The organism is Rhodoferax bucti, from assembly GCF_005876985.1.
GTDB lineage: Bacteria > Pseudomonadota > Gammaproteobacteria > Burkholderiales > Burkholderiaceae_C > Allorhodoferax > Allorhodoferax bucti.
The window spans coordinates 1,035,000-1,048,478 of sequence record NZ_VAHD01000001.1 but is presented as its reverse complement, the minus strand read 5'-3'; the positions used below and the strand labels follow the sequence as shown (position 1 = coordinate 1,048,478).

The window sequence follows — 13,479 nt, the reverse complement described above, 5'->3', positions numbered from 1 at the left end:
GCTAGCGTAAGCCAAAACCGGGCCACACCGGTACCATGGGCGCATGCAAGCTATCGTTCTTATCACCGGCGGCTCCCGTGGCATTGGCGCAGCCACCGCCTTGGCCGCCGCAGAAGCCGGCTACGCCGTGGCCGTCAACTACGCCCACAACTCCCTGGCCGCCGATGAGGTGGTGCGGCAGATCCGCCAGCAAGGCGGCAACGCCATCACCGTGCAGGCGGATGTGGCCATTGAGACCCAGGTGCTGGCCATGTTTGCCAAGGTGGACGCCAAGCTCGGCCGCATCAGCGCGCTGGTGAACAGTGCGGGCGTGGTGGACCAGGCTTGCCGCGTGGCCGACATGACGCTGCCGCGCCTGCGCCGCATGCTGGACACCAATGTGCTGGGCAGCATGCTGTGCGCCCGCGAGGCGGTGCGCCGCATGAGCACCCGCTACGGTGGTGAGGGCGGCAGCATCGTCAACCTCTCCAGCGTGGCGGCCACGCTGGGCTCGCCGGGGCAGTATGTGGACTACGCCGCCAGCAAGGGGGCGATTGACAGCTTCACCGTGGGCCTGGCCCGCGAGGTGGCGGGTGAAGGGGTGCGGGTGAATGCCGTGCGCCCGGGCATCATCGACACCGACATTCATGCCAGCGGCGGGCAGCCGGACCGCGCCCAACGCCTGGCACCCCAAGTGCCCATGCAGCGCCCGGGCCGCGCGGAAGAGGTGGCCGCCAGCATCCTCTGGCTGATGAGCCCGCAGGCCAGCTACACCACCGGCGCGCTGATCGACGTGGCGGGCGGCCGCTAAAGGCGCCAAGGCGCTGCCAGACGCCCTTCTCCGCGCACCGCGCACCGCGCACCGGCCCGGTGCATTACCATGCGCCCTCTGCCCCCCCGGCAGCCAACCGGACCCTGCTATGGACCTCAAACCTCTGGTGACTCTGCTGGCCATCGTCAACCCGCTGGCCATCGTGCCGTTTTTCATTCACTACACCCAAGGCTTCTCGGGGGCGCAGCGGCGCAACACCATCTGGGTGTCGTCCTTCAGCGCGTTTGTGGTGATTGCCATCAGCGCTTTGCTGGGCCTGCAGATTCTGGAGTTCTTCGGCATTTCGCTGGCGAGCTTTCAGGTGGGTGGCGGCATGTTGCTGCTCACCAGCGCGCTCAACATGTTGAACGCCCAACCTGCAGAGGCCAAGCCCAGCAGCCATGAGCTGCAAGACGGCGCGGAAAAAGCCGCCATGGGCGCCAGCATTGCGGTGGTGCCGCTGACCATTCCGCTGCTGACCGGCCCGGCCACCATGTCCACCGTGGTGATTTATGCCGACAAGGCCAAAACCTTTTTCCAACTCAGCACCCTGGTCGGCTACGGCGTGGTGGTGGCGCTGGCCACAGCGGTGTGCTTTTCGCTGGCCCAGCCGATTGCCCGCTTTCTGGGCAAAACCGGCATCAATGTGATGACGCGGCTGATGGGTCTGATTCTGGCCGCGCTGGCGGTAGAAGTGATGAGCGACGGGCTGACCAAACTGTTCCCCGTGTTGCACGGCGGCTGAGCAGCCACTGCCGCCCTGTAAAGGGCATTGCAGTGCGGCTTACACCTCGGCGATGCCGCTGCGGTTCAAAAAGTCGCCCACCAGCTCAAGGCGCAGCAAAGGGCTGTCCAGCTCCAGCAGGCTCTGGCGCAAGGGCTGCGGCAATTGCAGCAGCTCACACCAGCGGTTGGCCACCCAGGCGCAGTCGTCAAACCGGTAGGGCAGCTGGGCCGAGAGGCGGTCGCCCTCACCCCGCAGGTGCAGGTTCTCCAACAATGATTGCAGGGCCTGCGACACCACCCGCAAGTCATCCGGCACCGGCACCGCCTGATCGGCGGGCAGCAGCTCCACATCGGCCACCCAGAGGCCGTGTTTCAAGCGCTCCCGCCGGGTGATGCGAAAACGCTCACCCGCCGTACAGCGCACCAGCAGCAAGCCGGCCTTCGGGGCCGACAAGGTACTCACGGTGGTCAGGGTGCCCACGTCGGCAAACACCTCGTCGGCCACGCCATCGCGGGCCTGCGGATCGGGGCGACGCACTTCCTCCCCTTTGGTGAGTGCCACGATCCCGAAGGGCGCACCGGTGTCGTCACAGCGGCTGATGAGGTCGAGGTAACGCACCTCAAAAATTTGCAGCTGCAAGCTCCCGCCCGGAAACAACACCGTGTTCAGCGGGAACAGCGGCAGCGACTGGAGCGTGAGCAGGTCCGACATGACGAGGCTGCCGCTTCAGGGCCGCGCGGGCTGGGCGGCCTGCGTTTGCTGCACCCACTGCTCCAACTGCTGAACGGCGGAGGCCGCCGCCGCCGATAGTGCGCGCACACCGCCTGCGGCATCGGCCGAGGCGGCGGGGCTTTGCACCAGCACCTGGCGCTGGGCCACCAGCGCTTCACCGCCGGGTGCCGGCTGGGACAGCGTGGCGCGCAAGCGCAGCAGCCCGGTGCTGGACTGGGGCGTGTCAAAAAGCTGGCTGAACTCCTCCAACTCCAGGCGCAAGATGAGAGCGCCTGCCGGGGCTTGCACGCCCTCGTTGGCATTGATGACGGCGCGGTGCTCCGCCAACGCAGCCCGCAGTTGCTGGCGCAGCAGCTGGGCGGGCGGCATGGTCCAGCGGGCCTGGGCGTAGGGCTGGAGCAGGTGGGCGTCGCTGTAATTCAGGCGATAGAGCACGGCCGTGCTGTCCAACGCGGCGGGCGCCAGCACATCGGCCAGCACCATGGGGGGCTGGGGCGCCATGCGGTTGGCAGGGGCCTGCACCACCGCACCGGGGCCGAAGTCATACACCAGTGCGGGGCCGGGACGTGAGGTACCGCAGGCAGTCAGCACACCAGCGAATACCAAGCCCAATACGGCTCTAGCGCTTGATTTACTTGCGCAAGTAGCTAGCATTTTGATAGCAAAAGAAGGCATGGCGTTTCCAATCCAATAGCGGGGCATATCACTCACGGTGCGGCCGGGGCCGCAGCGGGCGCCACAAAGCCCCGCTCCCCGGGGCCGGGCGCGGTGCCGCCACGCCCCCACAGCAGGCTTTGCGGGTTGTCGCCCACGGTTTCGGCAGTGCGCCCCACCTGGCGCACCGTGCGCCCGGTGTCTTCCACCGCACGGTTCAAGCGGGGTAGCAGCTGGCTTTGCACTTGGCGGCTGGTGGCAGCTAGGGCATCCGTGCTCTGGGCAATTTTGTCCAGGGTGCCGCCGGGCTCGCCGATACGGCGGTTGGTGCGGCGGAACTCTTCGGCCGAGTTGCGCACCGCCTCGGCACTGGTGCTCAAGCGCTCCGCCGTGGCCTGCATGCTTTTCAGGGTGAGGTCGGCCTGCGACACCATGCGTGGCAGGTTCATCGCGTCCGGAGCGGCATTGGCGCCCAGCACCTGGTCGGCCCGCTGGCTCAGGGCACTGATATTGGCCGCCGCCTGGCTGAGGTTGTTGATCGCGCCCATCAGCTGTTTCTGGTTGTCGGTGGCCAGCAAACCGTTCATGCGGATGCTGGCTTGCTCCAGCTGCGTCAGCAAATTCCCGCCCTGCTCGGTCAGGCGCGACACCATGCTCGCGCGCATCGGAATGCGGGGCGCTGCGTCGCCCTGCGCGACCAGGGCTTTGCTGCCCTCTTCCTTGTCATCCAGCTGAATGAACGCCAGGCCGGTCACCCCCTGAAAGCCCAGGGCCGCAAAGGTGCTGGTGGTGATGGGTGCGGCCTCGTTGACGGCAATACGCAAGAGCACGTTGCCGCGCTGCACCGGGTCCAGCGCAATCTCGGTCACCCGGCCCACCAGCACGCCCTTGTAGCGCACAGCAGCTTGGGGTTGCAGGCCGGTGACCCCTTCGGGGCTGGAGATTTCAAACACCCGCTGCTCCGTGGTGTCGCGGGTAAGCCAGACGGCCAGCGCCGTCAGCACGGCCAGCAGTAGCAGCACAAAGGCACCTGCGGCGAAGGCATGGGATTTGTTTTCCATCGTTGTGTCTTTCTAGGCGGGGTGCACCGGCGGGCGCAACAGTGCCTGTGCGCGGCGACCCCGGCCGCCCCGAAAAAAATCGTGCACAAAAGGGTGGTCAAAGTCCACCACCGCCTGCGGGGTGGCGTTGACGACCACATGCTTGTCGGCCACCACCGCCACGCGGGTACTGAGCTCGAAAATCGTATCCAAATCGTGCGTCACCATCACCACCGTCAGGTCCAGCTCATGGTGCAGGCTTTGCAGCAAGGCGCAAAAAGCGTCTGCGCTGTCCGGGTCCAGCCCGGCGGTGGGCTCGTCGAGCAGCAGCAGGGGCGGGTCCATGGCCAGCGCGCGCGCTAATGCCACACGCTTGACCATGCCGCCCGACAAGTCTGCCGGCATTTTGTGGGCGTGCTTGGCATCCAGCCCCACCATTTGCAGCTTGACCATGGCCACATCGCGCACCAAGCGGGCGGGCAAGGTACCCCGCTCGCGCAAAGGGAAGGCGATGTTTTCCAACACCGTGAACGCCGAAAACAAGGCCCCGTGCTGAAACAGCATGCCCACCCGGCTGGATGCGCCCGCGCGGCCTAGCTCCGCCGCAGGACGGCCCTGCACGGTCACCGTGCCGCGGGCCGGGGTTTCCAGCCCCAGCATCTGGCGCAACAGCACCGTTTTGCCGCCACCCGAACCACCCACGATGGACAGCAGTTCGCCCTGGGCGACGTCCAGGTCGAGGTCCTGGTGAATCACCGTGGGTACGCCGGCCGTTTTGAACACCGACCACAGCTTGTCGATACGCACCATGGGCTCAGGCAAGTTCATACCCCCACCGATTTGAAGATGACGGCAAACAAGGCGTCCACCAGAATCACCATGGTGATGGAGCTCACCACCGAGGCGGTCGTGCCTTCGCCCAGGCTTTGGGTGTCGGGCTTCACCCGCAGCCCGTAGTAGCAGGCAATCAGCGCAATCAGCACCCCGAACACGCAGGACTTGCCCACCGCCAGCCACAGGTTGGCAATGTTGACGGTTTTGGGCAGCGCCGTGAAAAAGTAGGCTGGGGTCAGGCCCATGGCCAGGTCGGCCGCCAGCATGCCCCCGAGCATCGCAGCCAGCGTGGTCCACACGGTGACCAGAGGCATCGCCACCGCCATGGCCAGCGTGCGTGGCATGACCAGCCGGAACCCTTTGGGGATGCCCATGACGCGCATGGCATCGAGCTCTTCGGTCACCCGCATGACACCGATTTGCGCGGTAATGGCCGAGCCCGAGCGCCCCGCAACCAGAATGGCCGCCAGCACCGGCCCCAGCTCGCGGATCAGTGCCAGGCCGAGAATGTTCACGATAAAACTGTCGGCCCCGAACTGGCGCAGTTGTTTGGACATGAGGTAGGCCAACACCACGCCGATCAAAAACCCCACCAGGGCGGTAATGGGCAGCGCAGTGGCGCCGATGCGGTACAGGTGGCCAGACACATCGCGCCACGGCGCGTGCAGGGGATGGCGCAGCAGCTGCAAAATGTCCAGCAGCAACTGGCCCATCAGACGCACCGCACCGGCAGCGTGATAGCCCACCCGGCTGACACGGCGCCCCAGCCCCAGAAACAAGGACAACACATTGGGCGACTCTGGCGGGGGCATGGGCACCGAGAAGCTGGCTACGCGCTCCAGCACGGCCTTTTGCACCGGCTCGGCATGCAGGGTCGCAGGCCAGTGGCGGCCCCAGGCATCCCACAGCACTTGCGCCCCGGTATGGTCCAGACGCTGCACCGAGGACACATCCCACGCCACCGGAGCCGCGCCCGCGCGGTTGGCCGATACCGGCTGCAACTGCTGCTGCAAGCGCCCCCATACCTGCGGGGCAGAGAGGCTCTCCGCCGTCCAGCGGCCGTGCAACACCACGCGCAGACCGTCGGGGCCATGGGTGGTGCTGAGTCCGGGCTGGGTATCCTCCACGATGCGGCAAATACAGAGTGAATAAGCTGCGCATGGTACCTGCTCACCAAGGCAGGCTACATTGCAGACCAACAAGAAAATGCACGCTATGGCTGAAACCTCGTCTTTACTCCAGCTCGTGGGTGCGGTGCTTTTTGGCATCGCCCTCGTCCACACCTTTTGCGCCAAGTTTTTTGAGTCGCTCGCGCACCGCCATCCGGCCCATGCGGGGCTGCTGCATTTGCTGGGCGAAGTGGAGGTGGTGTTCGGCTTCTGGGCCTTTGTGCTGGTGGCGGCCATGGCCTTGATGGCCGGCAGCCAGGAGGCGATTCGCTACGCCGAGTCGCGCCAATACACCGAGCCCTTGTTTGTGTGTGTGGTCATGGTGATTGCGGCCTCCCGCCCGGTGTTGGAAGCCGTGCGCGCCACGCTGGCGGGCATCAGCCGCCTGCTGCCGCTGCCACCGGCCATCGCGCTGGCTTGGTTGGGCCTGGCGGCGGTCCCTCTGCTGGGTTCTTTGATCACCGAGCCGGCGGCGATGACGCTGGCCGCGCTCATGCTCGCGCCCCAAATCTTCCGCCCGGAGGTGCCGGAGCGCCTCAAGTACGCAGCGTTGGGGGTCCTGTTTGTGAATATTTCCATCGGCGGCACGCTCACTTCGTACGCTGCGCCGCCGGTGCTGATGGTGGCCTCCACCTGGCACTGGGACACCGCCTACATGGCCAGCCACTTCGGCTGGAAGGCGGCCTTGGCGGTCGTCATCAACGCCACGACGGTGGTGTGGCTGCTGCGCAAGCACCTGACCCCCGCGTCACGCACCACCGCCCCTGCGGGTGCGCCCGTGCCCTGGCTCGTGAGCCTGGTGCACCTAGCATTTCTGGCAGGCGTGGTGGTGCTGGCCCACCATCCGGTGCTGTTTTTGGGGCTGTTTTTGTTCTTCCTGGGGTACACCCAGGCCTACTCGAAATTCCAAACGCCGCTGATTCTCAAAGAAGGCCTGCTCGTGGGCTTTTTCCTGGCCGGACTGGTGGTGCTGGGCGGTATGCAGCAGTGGTGGCTGCAGCCCATCGTGTCCAGCCTGGCGCCCACCGCGCTGTTCTTTGGAGCGCTGGCCTTGACTGCGGTGACCGACAACGCAGCCCTCACTTACTTGGGCTCGTTGATCCAGGGCATCTCGCCGGCCGCGCAGTACATGCTCATGGCGGGCGCGGTCGCAGGCGGCGGGCTCACGGTGATTGCCAACGCCCCCAACCCCGCCGGAGCCGCTCTGCTGCGCCAGGGCTTTGAAGACCAATCGATCGGTGCGGGCGGCTTGCTGCTCGGCGCCCTGCTCCCCACCGCCGTTGCAGCGGCCTGCTTTTTGATGCTATGACCCACGACACCACTTTCGACTACATAATCGTCGGCGCAGGCACCGCCGGCTGCCTACTGGCCAACCGCCTGAGCGCCAATGCCTCCAAGCGGGTGCTGCTGATCGAGGCCGGTCGCAAGGACGACTACCACTGGATTCACATTCCGGTGGGCTACCTGTATTGCATCGGCAACCCGCGCACCGACTGGATGTTCCACACCGCCGCCGAAGCCGGGCTGAATGGCCGCAGCCTGCGTTACCCCCGGGGTAAGACGCTGGGCGGCTGCAGCAGCATCAACGGCATGATTTACATGCGCGGCCAAGCCCGCGACTACGACGGCTGGGCCCAGCTCACCGGCGACGCCAGCTGGACCTGGGACAACAGCCTGCCCTATTTCAAGCTGCATGAAGACCACTACCAAGGTGCCAATGCCGCGCACGGCGCCAAAGGCAGCGCCTCTCCCCTGATCCAAAACGTCACCACCGACTACGGCAAGGTGCTGCGCCACCACAAGGCAGGGGGCGAGTGGCGGGTCGAAAAGCAACGCCTGCGCTGGGACATTCTGGACGCCTTTGCCCAAGCGGCCACCGAGGCCGGCGTGCCCGCCACCGACGACTTCAACCGCGGCAACAACGAGGGCGTGGGCTACTTCGAGGTGAACCAAAAAAACGGCTGGCGCTGGAACACCGCCAAAGCTTTCTTGCGCCCCATGTGCTACGCCCGCCCCAACTTCGAGCTGTGGAATGGCGCCCAGGTGGCCAAGCTGGTAGTAGAGCCCCACGCGGGCAGTGGCCCGCTGGATGCGCCCTTGCGCTGCACCGGCGTGCAGGTGTGGAACGGCAGTGAGATGGTGACCGCCACCGCCCGTGCCGAGGTCGTGCTGTGTGCCGGGGCCGTGGGCTCGCCGCACATCCTGCAGCTCTCCGGCATCGGCCCTGCGAACCTGCTGCAAAACCACGGTGTGCCGGTGGCGCAAGACACGCCGGGGGTGGGCGCCAACCTGCAGGACCACCTGCAGATCCGCGCGGTCTTCAAGGTGAAGAACACCACCACGCTCAATACCCAAGCCAACAGCCTGTGGGGCAAGGCCAAGATCGGGCTGGAATATGCCCTTAAGCGCAGCGGCCCCATGAGTATGGCGCCCAGCCAGCTGGGCGCCTTCACCCGCAGCAGCCCTGACCGGCCCTACCCCAACCTCCAGTACCACGTGCAACCGCTGAGCCTGGATGCCTTCGGGGAGCCGCTACACACCTTCAATGCCTTCACCGCCAGTGTGTGCAACCTCAACCCCACCAGCCGGGGCACGGTGACCCTGCAGTCCCCGGACTTCCGCGCCGCACCGCGCATTGCCCCCAACTACCTGAGCACTGATGAGGATCGCCAGGTGGCCGCAGATTCGTTGCGCATCACCCGCCGCATCGTGGCGCAGCCCGCCCTTCAGAAGTACCAGCCCGAGGAATACAAGCCGGGCGTGCAGTTCCAGACGGATGCGGAGCTGGCCCAGCTGGCCGGCGACATTGCCACCACCATCTTCCACCCCGTAGGCACCACCAAGATGGGGCGCGTGGAAGGCCCTGACCACGACCCCCTGGCCGTGGTGGACAGCCGCCTGAAAGTGCGGGGCGTCGCCGGGCTGCGGGTGGTGGATGCGGGCGTCATGCCCCTGATTACTAGTGGCAACACCAATTCGCCCACGCTGATGATTGCCGAGAAGGCCGCCCAGTGGATTGCAGAGGACGCAGAACTGCGGCAATGAAGGGTTTGTCCTGATGCCCAAGTGCATGCAGGGCGGCTACAGTCCTTTCAACGCTGAACCACACAGCAACTGCGAGGCCCCAAGCCAAGCGAGAAACGACGCCGAGGAGACGGCTAAAAACCACATCAAATAATTCTGCACATAACGATGCAGCTTCACAAAAGCACCGGCAACCCCGGTGCTTTTTTATTTTCCTCATCAAATCAGGTCCTAGCGCTCATGGAATATGCGCTAGTAGCTATCAAATCAGGAGCAAAGGGGCGCGTCTAGCGGATGCGACAATCCCCGCATGGAATTGCTCATCGCCTCGCTCGCTTCGGCTCTGGCCGGTTTTATTGACTCGATCGTGGGCGGTGGTGGCCTCATCCTCACTCCGGCGCTGTTTGCGTTGTTTCCCAATGCCCACCCGGCCACCCTGTTCGGTACCAACAAGGGCGCGGCGGTGGCAGGCACCGCATTCGCAGCGGTGCAGTACAACCGCCGGGTGAGCCTCGCCTGGCGGGCCATGTTGCCGGCCACCTTGGTGTGCTTTGCGGCTGCTCTGAGTGGTGCCTGGGTGGTAACCATGGTGTCGCCCCAGTACATGCGCAAACTGCTCCCGTTCATTCTGGTGCTGGTGCTGGCCTACACCCTGATGAAAAAGGACCTGGGCCAGCAGCACACGCCCCGCTTTGCCGGCCGGCAGGAGGTGTGGGTGGCTTGCGGTATCGGCGCTTGTATCGGCTTTTACGATGGATTTTTCGGCCCCGGCACGGGCAGCTTTTTTGTGTTTCTGCTGGTGCGGGTACTGGGTTACGACTTTTTGCACGCATCGGCTGGCGCCAAGGTGCTCAACACCGCCTCCAACTCGGCTGCGCTAGTGCTGTTCAGCCTCACCGGCCATGTCTGGTGGCACTACGTGGTGGTGATGGCGGTGGCCAATGTGCTGGGCAGCCTGGGCGGCACCCACTTGGCACTCAAACACGGAACGGGTTTTGTGCGCTCGGTGTTTATTGCCGTGGTGTCGGCCCTGATTTTGAAGACGGCTTACGACGCCTTCCTGCGCGGCATATAGCCCGTTGAGCGCCCGCTTATCGGCCTGCGGGCAACGGAATGTCTTTGGCAACGCGTGGCTTGCCAATCGGCGCCGTTGCCTTGCCTTGACTGACCGCCGCCAGATCTTCCTCGCTGGGGTACTGGCCCAGTAACCAATAGTCGAAGGTGCGACGCGCAATCGGGGCGGCAGAGGCCGCGCCGAAGCCCGCGTTTTCCACAATCACGGCCAGCGCGATCTTGGGGTCATCCGCCGGGGCAAACGCGATATAGAGCGAGTGGTCACGCTGGTGCTCTTCCATGGCCGAGGCGTTGTACTTCTGGTTTTTGCCCAGACTCACTGCCTGCGCGGTACCCGTTTTGCCACCACTGAGGTAACCGGCGCCGGCAAACACCCGGGTGCCCGTGCCGCCTTGCGTCACGCCCACCATGGCGTCACGCACCACTTTGAGGTTCTCCGGCTTGAAGGCCAAGTCAATCGGCGGCTCGGGGGCAATCGGGGTGCGCACACGGGTGGTGGCATCCTGGGTGGCAATCACCAATTGCGGCTTGTGTTTGACGCCGTTGTTGGCCACGGTGGACACCGCTTGCGCGATCTGCAGCATGGTGAAGCTGTTGTAACCCTGGCCAATGCCCAGCGAAATGGTTTCGCCCGCATACCACTTCTGCTGCTCGGGGCGCTTGTAGTACTTGCGCTTCCACTCCTGGCTCGGCAGCACGCCGCGCACCTCGCCATTGATGTCAATGCCGGTGATTTGCCCGAAGCCCAGGGGCTTCATGAAGTCGTGCATGGTGTCCACGCCCAGCTCGTTGGCTAAGGAGTAGAAGTACACGTTGCTGGACTCCACGATGGCGCGGCGCATGTCCATGATGCCGCCGCGCTCGTTCTCGGGGCTGCCGAAGCGGTTGCCACCGAACATGTAAAACCCGGGGTCATTGATCAGGGTCTGCGGTGTGCGCGTGCCCGTCTCCAACGCCGCCAGCGCCATGAAAGGCTTGTAGGTGGAGCCCGGCGGGTAGGTGCCGCGCAGCGCGCGGTTGAGCAGCGGCTTGTCGATGGACTCGTTGAGCATTTGCCAGTTTTCCTGGTCAATGCCTTCTACAAACAGGTTGGAGTCGAAGGTCGGTTTGCTCACGAACGCCAGCACTTCACCGGTTTTGGGGTCCATGGCCACCAGCGCACCACGCCGGGTGCCATACATCTCTTCAATCAGCTTTTGCAGCTTGATGTCGATGGACAGCACCACCACGTTGCCGGGGGTGGACGGGTTGCTGGCGAGCTTGCGCACCGCGCGCCCGCCAGCAGAAGTTTCGATGCGCTCTACCCCGGTCACGCCATGCAGCACCGGCTCAAAGCTCTGCTCCACGCCAAGCTTGCCAATGTATTCGGTGCCACGGTAGTTGGCCTGGTCGTCGCTGTCGTCAATCTTCTCTTTTTCCGAAGGGTTGATACGGCCGATGTAGCCGATCACATGGCTGGCCAACTCGCCATAGGGGTAGTTGCGAAACAGGCGCGCCTTGATCTCCACCCCGGGAAAGCGGAAGCGCTGCGCGGCAAAGCGCGCCACCTCGGTGTCCGTCAAGCGGGTGCGTATGGGCAAGGACTCGAAGCTCTTGGACTCGTCCATCAGCTTCTTGAAACGGCGACGGTCACGCGGCGTGATGTCCACGACCTTGGACAGCTCTTCCAGGGTTTCTTCTACGCCACCGCTTTTGGACGGCGTAATTTCCAGGGTGTAAGCCGAGTAATTGCTCGCCAACACCACACCATTGCGGTCGACGATCAGGCCCCGGTTGGGCACGATAGGCACAATCGATGTCCGGTTGCTCTCGGCCTGCGCGCGCAAATCGTCATGCCGGTAGATCTGCAGGTACATCAGCCGTGCCAGCAGCAACACAAAGCAGGCGAGCACCAGCACACTGACCACAAACACCCGGGTGCGGAACCGCGCCAGGTCCACCTGCACATTGCGCAACTCGGTCATGCAGCGGGCACCTTAGAGGGGGCGATTTTCATCGGGGTCCGGTGCGCGGCGCTGGGGAGCCAGCAACAGCACACTGGCCACAGGCCATAGCGCGGCCTCCAACACCGGTGCCAACAGGAGCAACCAACCCGGAAACGCGCCGCCACCCGACAAACGCAACAACAACTCCAGCGCATGCGCCACCGCAAACAGCGGGAACACCTGCGCGGCCTGTGACGGCACCGAGAACCACAACAAACGGCGGTGTACCGTGATCGCCATAAAACTCAGCACGGTGTACGACATCGCATGCTGGCCCAGCAGTGCGCCTTGGTGGACATCCATGAACAAGCCGAACACAAAGGCCGCACCAATACTGACGCGCAACGGCTGGTGCACCGTCCAAAACACCAAGACCAGGGCAAGCACATCCGGCATCCAAGCCGCACGGCCCCACAAGCCCATGTTGAACAACATATTGATCAACAAGGCCGCCAACAAACTGCCCCAAATAAACAGCGGCTTGGCCGGCAGCAGCAGTTGCTGCCCTTGACGCATGATCATGGTTTGGCCCCTTTGGACTTGGCTGCAGGAGCCACGGGCTCGGGTACAGGGCGGGGGGGGATTTTGTCGCTCAAAGGGTCCAACACGACAACGTGCTCTGCGCCGGACACCAAGCCCAAGGGCACGCAATAAATGCGGGCAAATACTGCATCTACGCGGCGCTCTACTTTCTCGACCCGGGCTACCGGCAAACCGGGCGGGTACACCCCATCCACACCGCTGGTGGTCAGCAAATCGCCCACTGCCACATCGGCGTTGGCGGCCATGTAGCGCAGCTCCAGCGCGTCCGCATGGGACGAGGTGTCGCCAAAGGCCACGCCGCGCGCGCCCGTGCGGGCATTCAACACAGGAATCGCATGGTCCCGGTCAGTCACCAAAGTCACTTCGCTCATCAAGGGGTACACGCGGGTGATCTGGCCGATCACCCCGGTCTCATCCAGCACCGGAGAGCCCACCGCCATGTGGTGGGCGAGGCCTTTGTCGATAATGACTTTGCGGGTGTAAGGGTCGGCAGCGTCATAAATGACCTGTGCCGCATGGAAGGTGGCCGTGAGACGCGGGGTCAGGTCCAGCAATTTGCGCAAGCGCTGGTTTTCCAGCTCCAGCTCTTCCACCTGGTTAGCACGCTGCGATTGCATGCTCAACTTGCGACGGGCTTCTTCTTGTGCAGTTTCTGCAGTGGCCAGGGTCGAAAAGTAATTGACGACCCGACCACCCAGCTCCACCGGCTGCAAAGCCAGCCACTGAACCGGGTACAGCGCCGCAGCCAAGGCCACGCGCACCGGTTGCATGACCTTGAAGCGGGCGTCCGCCACCATCAGCAGCAGTGCCAGCGCACTACAGACGGCCAACTTGGACAAGGCCGAAGGGCCTTGTCGGAAAAACGGAGGGGGGTCTCTATCCAGCGTACCGAGTGGCATCGCTGTGT

The 13,479-nt window shown here is 64.5% G+C and carries 13 protein-coding genes; 5 read left to right on the top strand and 8 right to left on the bottom strand.

Features of this window, described 5'->3' with window-relative positions:
* Positions 1-43 precede the first annotated feature (43 nt).
* Positions 44-790, top strand: a complete 747-nt coding sequence (locus FDM28_RS04975) for an SDR family oxidoreductase (protein ID WP_138513619.1) — start codon at positions 44-46, stop codon at positions 788-790.
* Between the two features lie 109 nt (positions 791-899).
* Positions 900-1,535 (top strand): MarC family protein, encoded by a 636-nt coding sequence (locus FDM28_RS04970; RefSeq protein WP_138513617.1) that lies wholly within the window; start codon positions 900-902, stop codon positions 1,533-1,535.
* A 39-nt stretch (positions 1,536-1,574) separates the two neighbouring features.
* Here FDM28_RS04970 and FDM28_RS04965 read toward each other — a convergent pair whose 3' ends face one another.
* Genes FDM28_RS04965 through FDM28_RS04945 form a run of 5 tightly spaced genes read right to left on the bottom strand, consistent with a single transcriptional unit; the run spans position 1,575 to position 5,904 of the window.
* Positions 1,575-2,228 carry an LON peptidase substrate-binding domain-containing protein gene (locus tag FDM28_RS04965; protein ID WP_138513615.1) on the bottom strand — a complete coding sequence of 218 codons (654 nt, stop codon included), beginning with the start codon at positions 2,226-2,228 and terminating at the stop codon, positions 1,575-1,577.
* A gap of 15 nt (positions 2,229-2,243) precedes the next feature.
* Positions 2,244-2,924, bottom strand: a complete 681-nt coding sequence (locus FDM28_RS04960; RefSeq protein ID WP_240791897.1) for an ABC-type transport auxiliary lipoprotein family protein — start codon at positions 2,922-2,924, stop codon at positions 2,244-2,246.
* A 32-nt stretch (positions 2,925-2,956) separates the two neighbouring features.
* On the bottom strand, positions 2,957-3,964 hold the full coding sequence (locus FDM28_RS04955) for an MlaD family protein (protein ID WP_138513614.1): 1,008 nt from the start codon (positions 3,962-3,964) through the stop codon (positions 2,957-2,959).
* Positions 3,965-3,976: 12 nt separating this feature from the next.
* Complete coding sequence (locus tag FDM28_RS04950) at positions 3,977-4,771, bottom strand: ABC transporter ATP-binding protein (protein WP_138513612.1); 795 nt, start codon at positions 4,769-4,771, stop codon at positions 3,977-3,979.
* Positions 4,768-5,904, bottom strand: coding sequence for an ABC transporter permease (locus FDM28_RS04945; protein ID WP_240791896.1), 1,137 nt, complete (start codon positions 5,902-5,904; stop codon positions 4,768-4,770). Before FDM28_RS04945 ends, FDM28_RS04950 begins: the two co-directional genes overlap by 4 nt.
* An 88-nt stretch (positions 5,905-5,992) precedes the next feature.
* Here FDM28_RS04945 and FDM28_RS04940 point away from each other — a divergent pair, with 88 nt between their 5' ends.
* The 3 genes from FDM28_RS04940 to FDM28_RS04930 all read left to right on the top strand — a co-directional run bounded on the left by FDM28_RS04940 (position 5,993) and on the right by FDM28_RS04930 (position 10,045).
* A complete protein-coding gene (locus FDM28_RS04940; RefSeq protein WP_138513608.1) occupies positions 5,993-7,255 on the top strand; it encodes a putative Na+/H+ antiporter in 1,263 nt (420 codons plus the stop codon).
* Positions 7,252-8,991, top strand: a complete 1,740-nt coding sequence (locus tag FDM28_RS04935) for a GMC family oxidoreductase (RefSeq protein WP_138513606.1) — start codon at positions 7,252-7,254, stop codon at positions 8,989-8,991. The genes FDM28_RS04940 and FDM28_RS04935 overlap by 4 nt, the downstream gene beginning before the upstream one ends.
* Before the next feature lie 289 nt (positions 8,992-9,280).
* On the top strand, positions 9,281-10,045 hold the full coding sequence (locus FDM28_RS04930) for a sulfite exporter TauE/SafE family protein (RefSeq protein ID WP_138513604.1): 765 nt from the start codon (positions 9,281-9,283) through the stop codon (positions 10,043-10,045).
* Between the two features lie 16 nt (positions 10,046-10,061).
* Here FDM28_RS04930 and mrdA read toward each other — a convergent pair whose 3' ends face one another.
* From mrdA to mreC, 3 genes are read right to left on the bottom strand one after another with little or no spacing between them, the layout of a single operon-like run.
* Positions 10,062-12,008 (bottom strand): penicillin-binding protein 2, encoded by a 1,947-nt coding sequence (gene mrdA / locus FDM28_RS04925; RefSeq protein WP_138513602.1) that lies wholly within the window; start codon positions 12,006-12,008, stop codon positions 10,062-10,064.
* Between the two features lie 12 nt (positions 12,009-12,020).
* Positions 12,021-12,551 carry a rod shape-determining protein MreD gene (gene mreD / locus FDM28_RS04920; protein ID WP_138513600.1) on the bottom strand — a complete coding sequence of 177 codons (531 nt, stop codon included), beginning with the start codon at positions 12,549-12,551 and terminating at the stop codon, positions 12,021-12,023.
* Positions 12,548-13,471, bottom strand: coding sequence for a rod shape-determining protein MreC (gene mreC, locus FDM28_RS04915; protein ID WP_138513599.1), 924 nt, complete (start codon positions 13,469-13,471; stop codon positions 12,548-12,550). Before mreC ends, mreD begins: the two co-directional genes overlap by 4 nt.
* Between the last annotated feature and the right edge of the window lie 8 nt (positions 13,472-13,479).

Bases quoted from the DNA above. Each gene is read 5' to 3' on its own strand.
- FDM28_RS04965 (WP_138513615.1), bottom strand. From the start codon at position 2,228: ATGTCGGACCTGCTCACGCTCCAGTCGCTGCCGCTGTTCCCGCTGAAC.
- FDM28_RS04930 (WP_138513604.1), top strand. From the start codon at position 9,281: ATGGAATTGCTCATCGCCTCGCTCGCTTCGGCTCTGGCCGGTTTTATT.
- FDM28_RS04970 (WP_138513617.1), top strand. From the start codon at position 900: ATGGACCTCAAACCTCTGGTGACTCTGCTGGCCATCGTCAACCCGCTG.
- FDM28_RS04935 (WP_138513606.1), top strand. From the start codon at position 7,252: ATGACCCACGACACCACTTTCGACTACATAATCGTCGGCGCAGGCACC.
- FDM28_RS04975 (WP_138513619.1), top strand. From the start codon at position 44: ATGCAAGCTATCGTTCTTATCACCGGCGGCTCCCGTGGCATTGGCGCA.
- FDM28_RS04940 (WP_138513608.1), top strand. From the start codon at position 5,993: ATGGCTGAAACCTCGTCTTTACTCCAGCTCGTGGGTGCGGTGCTTTTT.
- FDM28_RS04960 (WP_240791897.1), bottom strand. From the start codon at position 2,924: ATGCCTTCTTTTGCTATCAAAATGCTAGCTACTTGCGCAAGTAAATCA.
- mrdA (WP_138513602.1), bottom strand. From the start codon at position 12,008: ATGACCGAGTTGCGCAATGTGCAGGTGGACCTGGCGCGGTTCCGCACC.
- FDM28_RS04950 (WP_138513612.1), bottom strand. From the start codon at position 4,771: ATGAACTTGCCTGAGCCCATGGTGCGTATCGACAAGCTGTGGTCGGTG.
- FDM28_RS04955 (WP_138513614.1), bottom strand. From the start codon at position 3,964: ATGGAAAACAAATCCCATGCCTTCGCCGCAGGTGCCTTTGTGCTGCTA.
- mreC (WP_138513599.1), bottom strand. From the start codon at position 13,471: ATGCCACTCGGTACGCTGGATAGAGACCCCCCTCCGTTTTTCCGACAA.
- mreD (WP_138513600.1), bottom strand. From the start codon at position 12,551: ATGATCATGCGTCAAGGGCAGCAACTGCTGCTGCCGGCCAAGCCGCTG.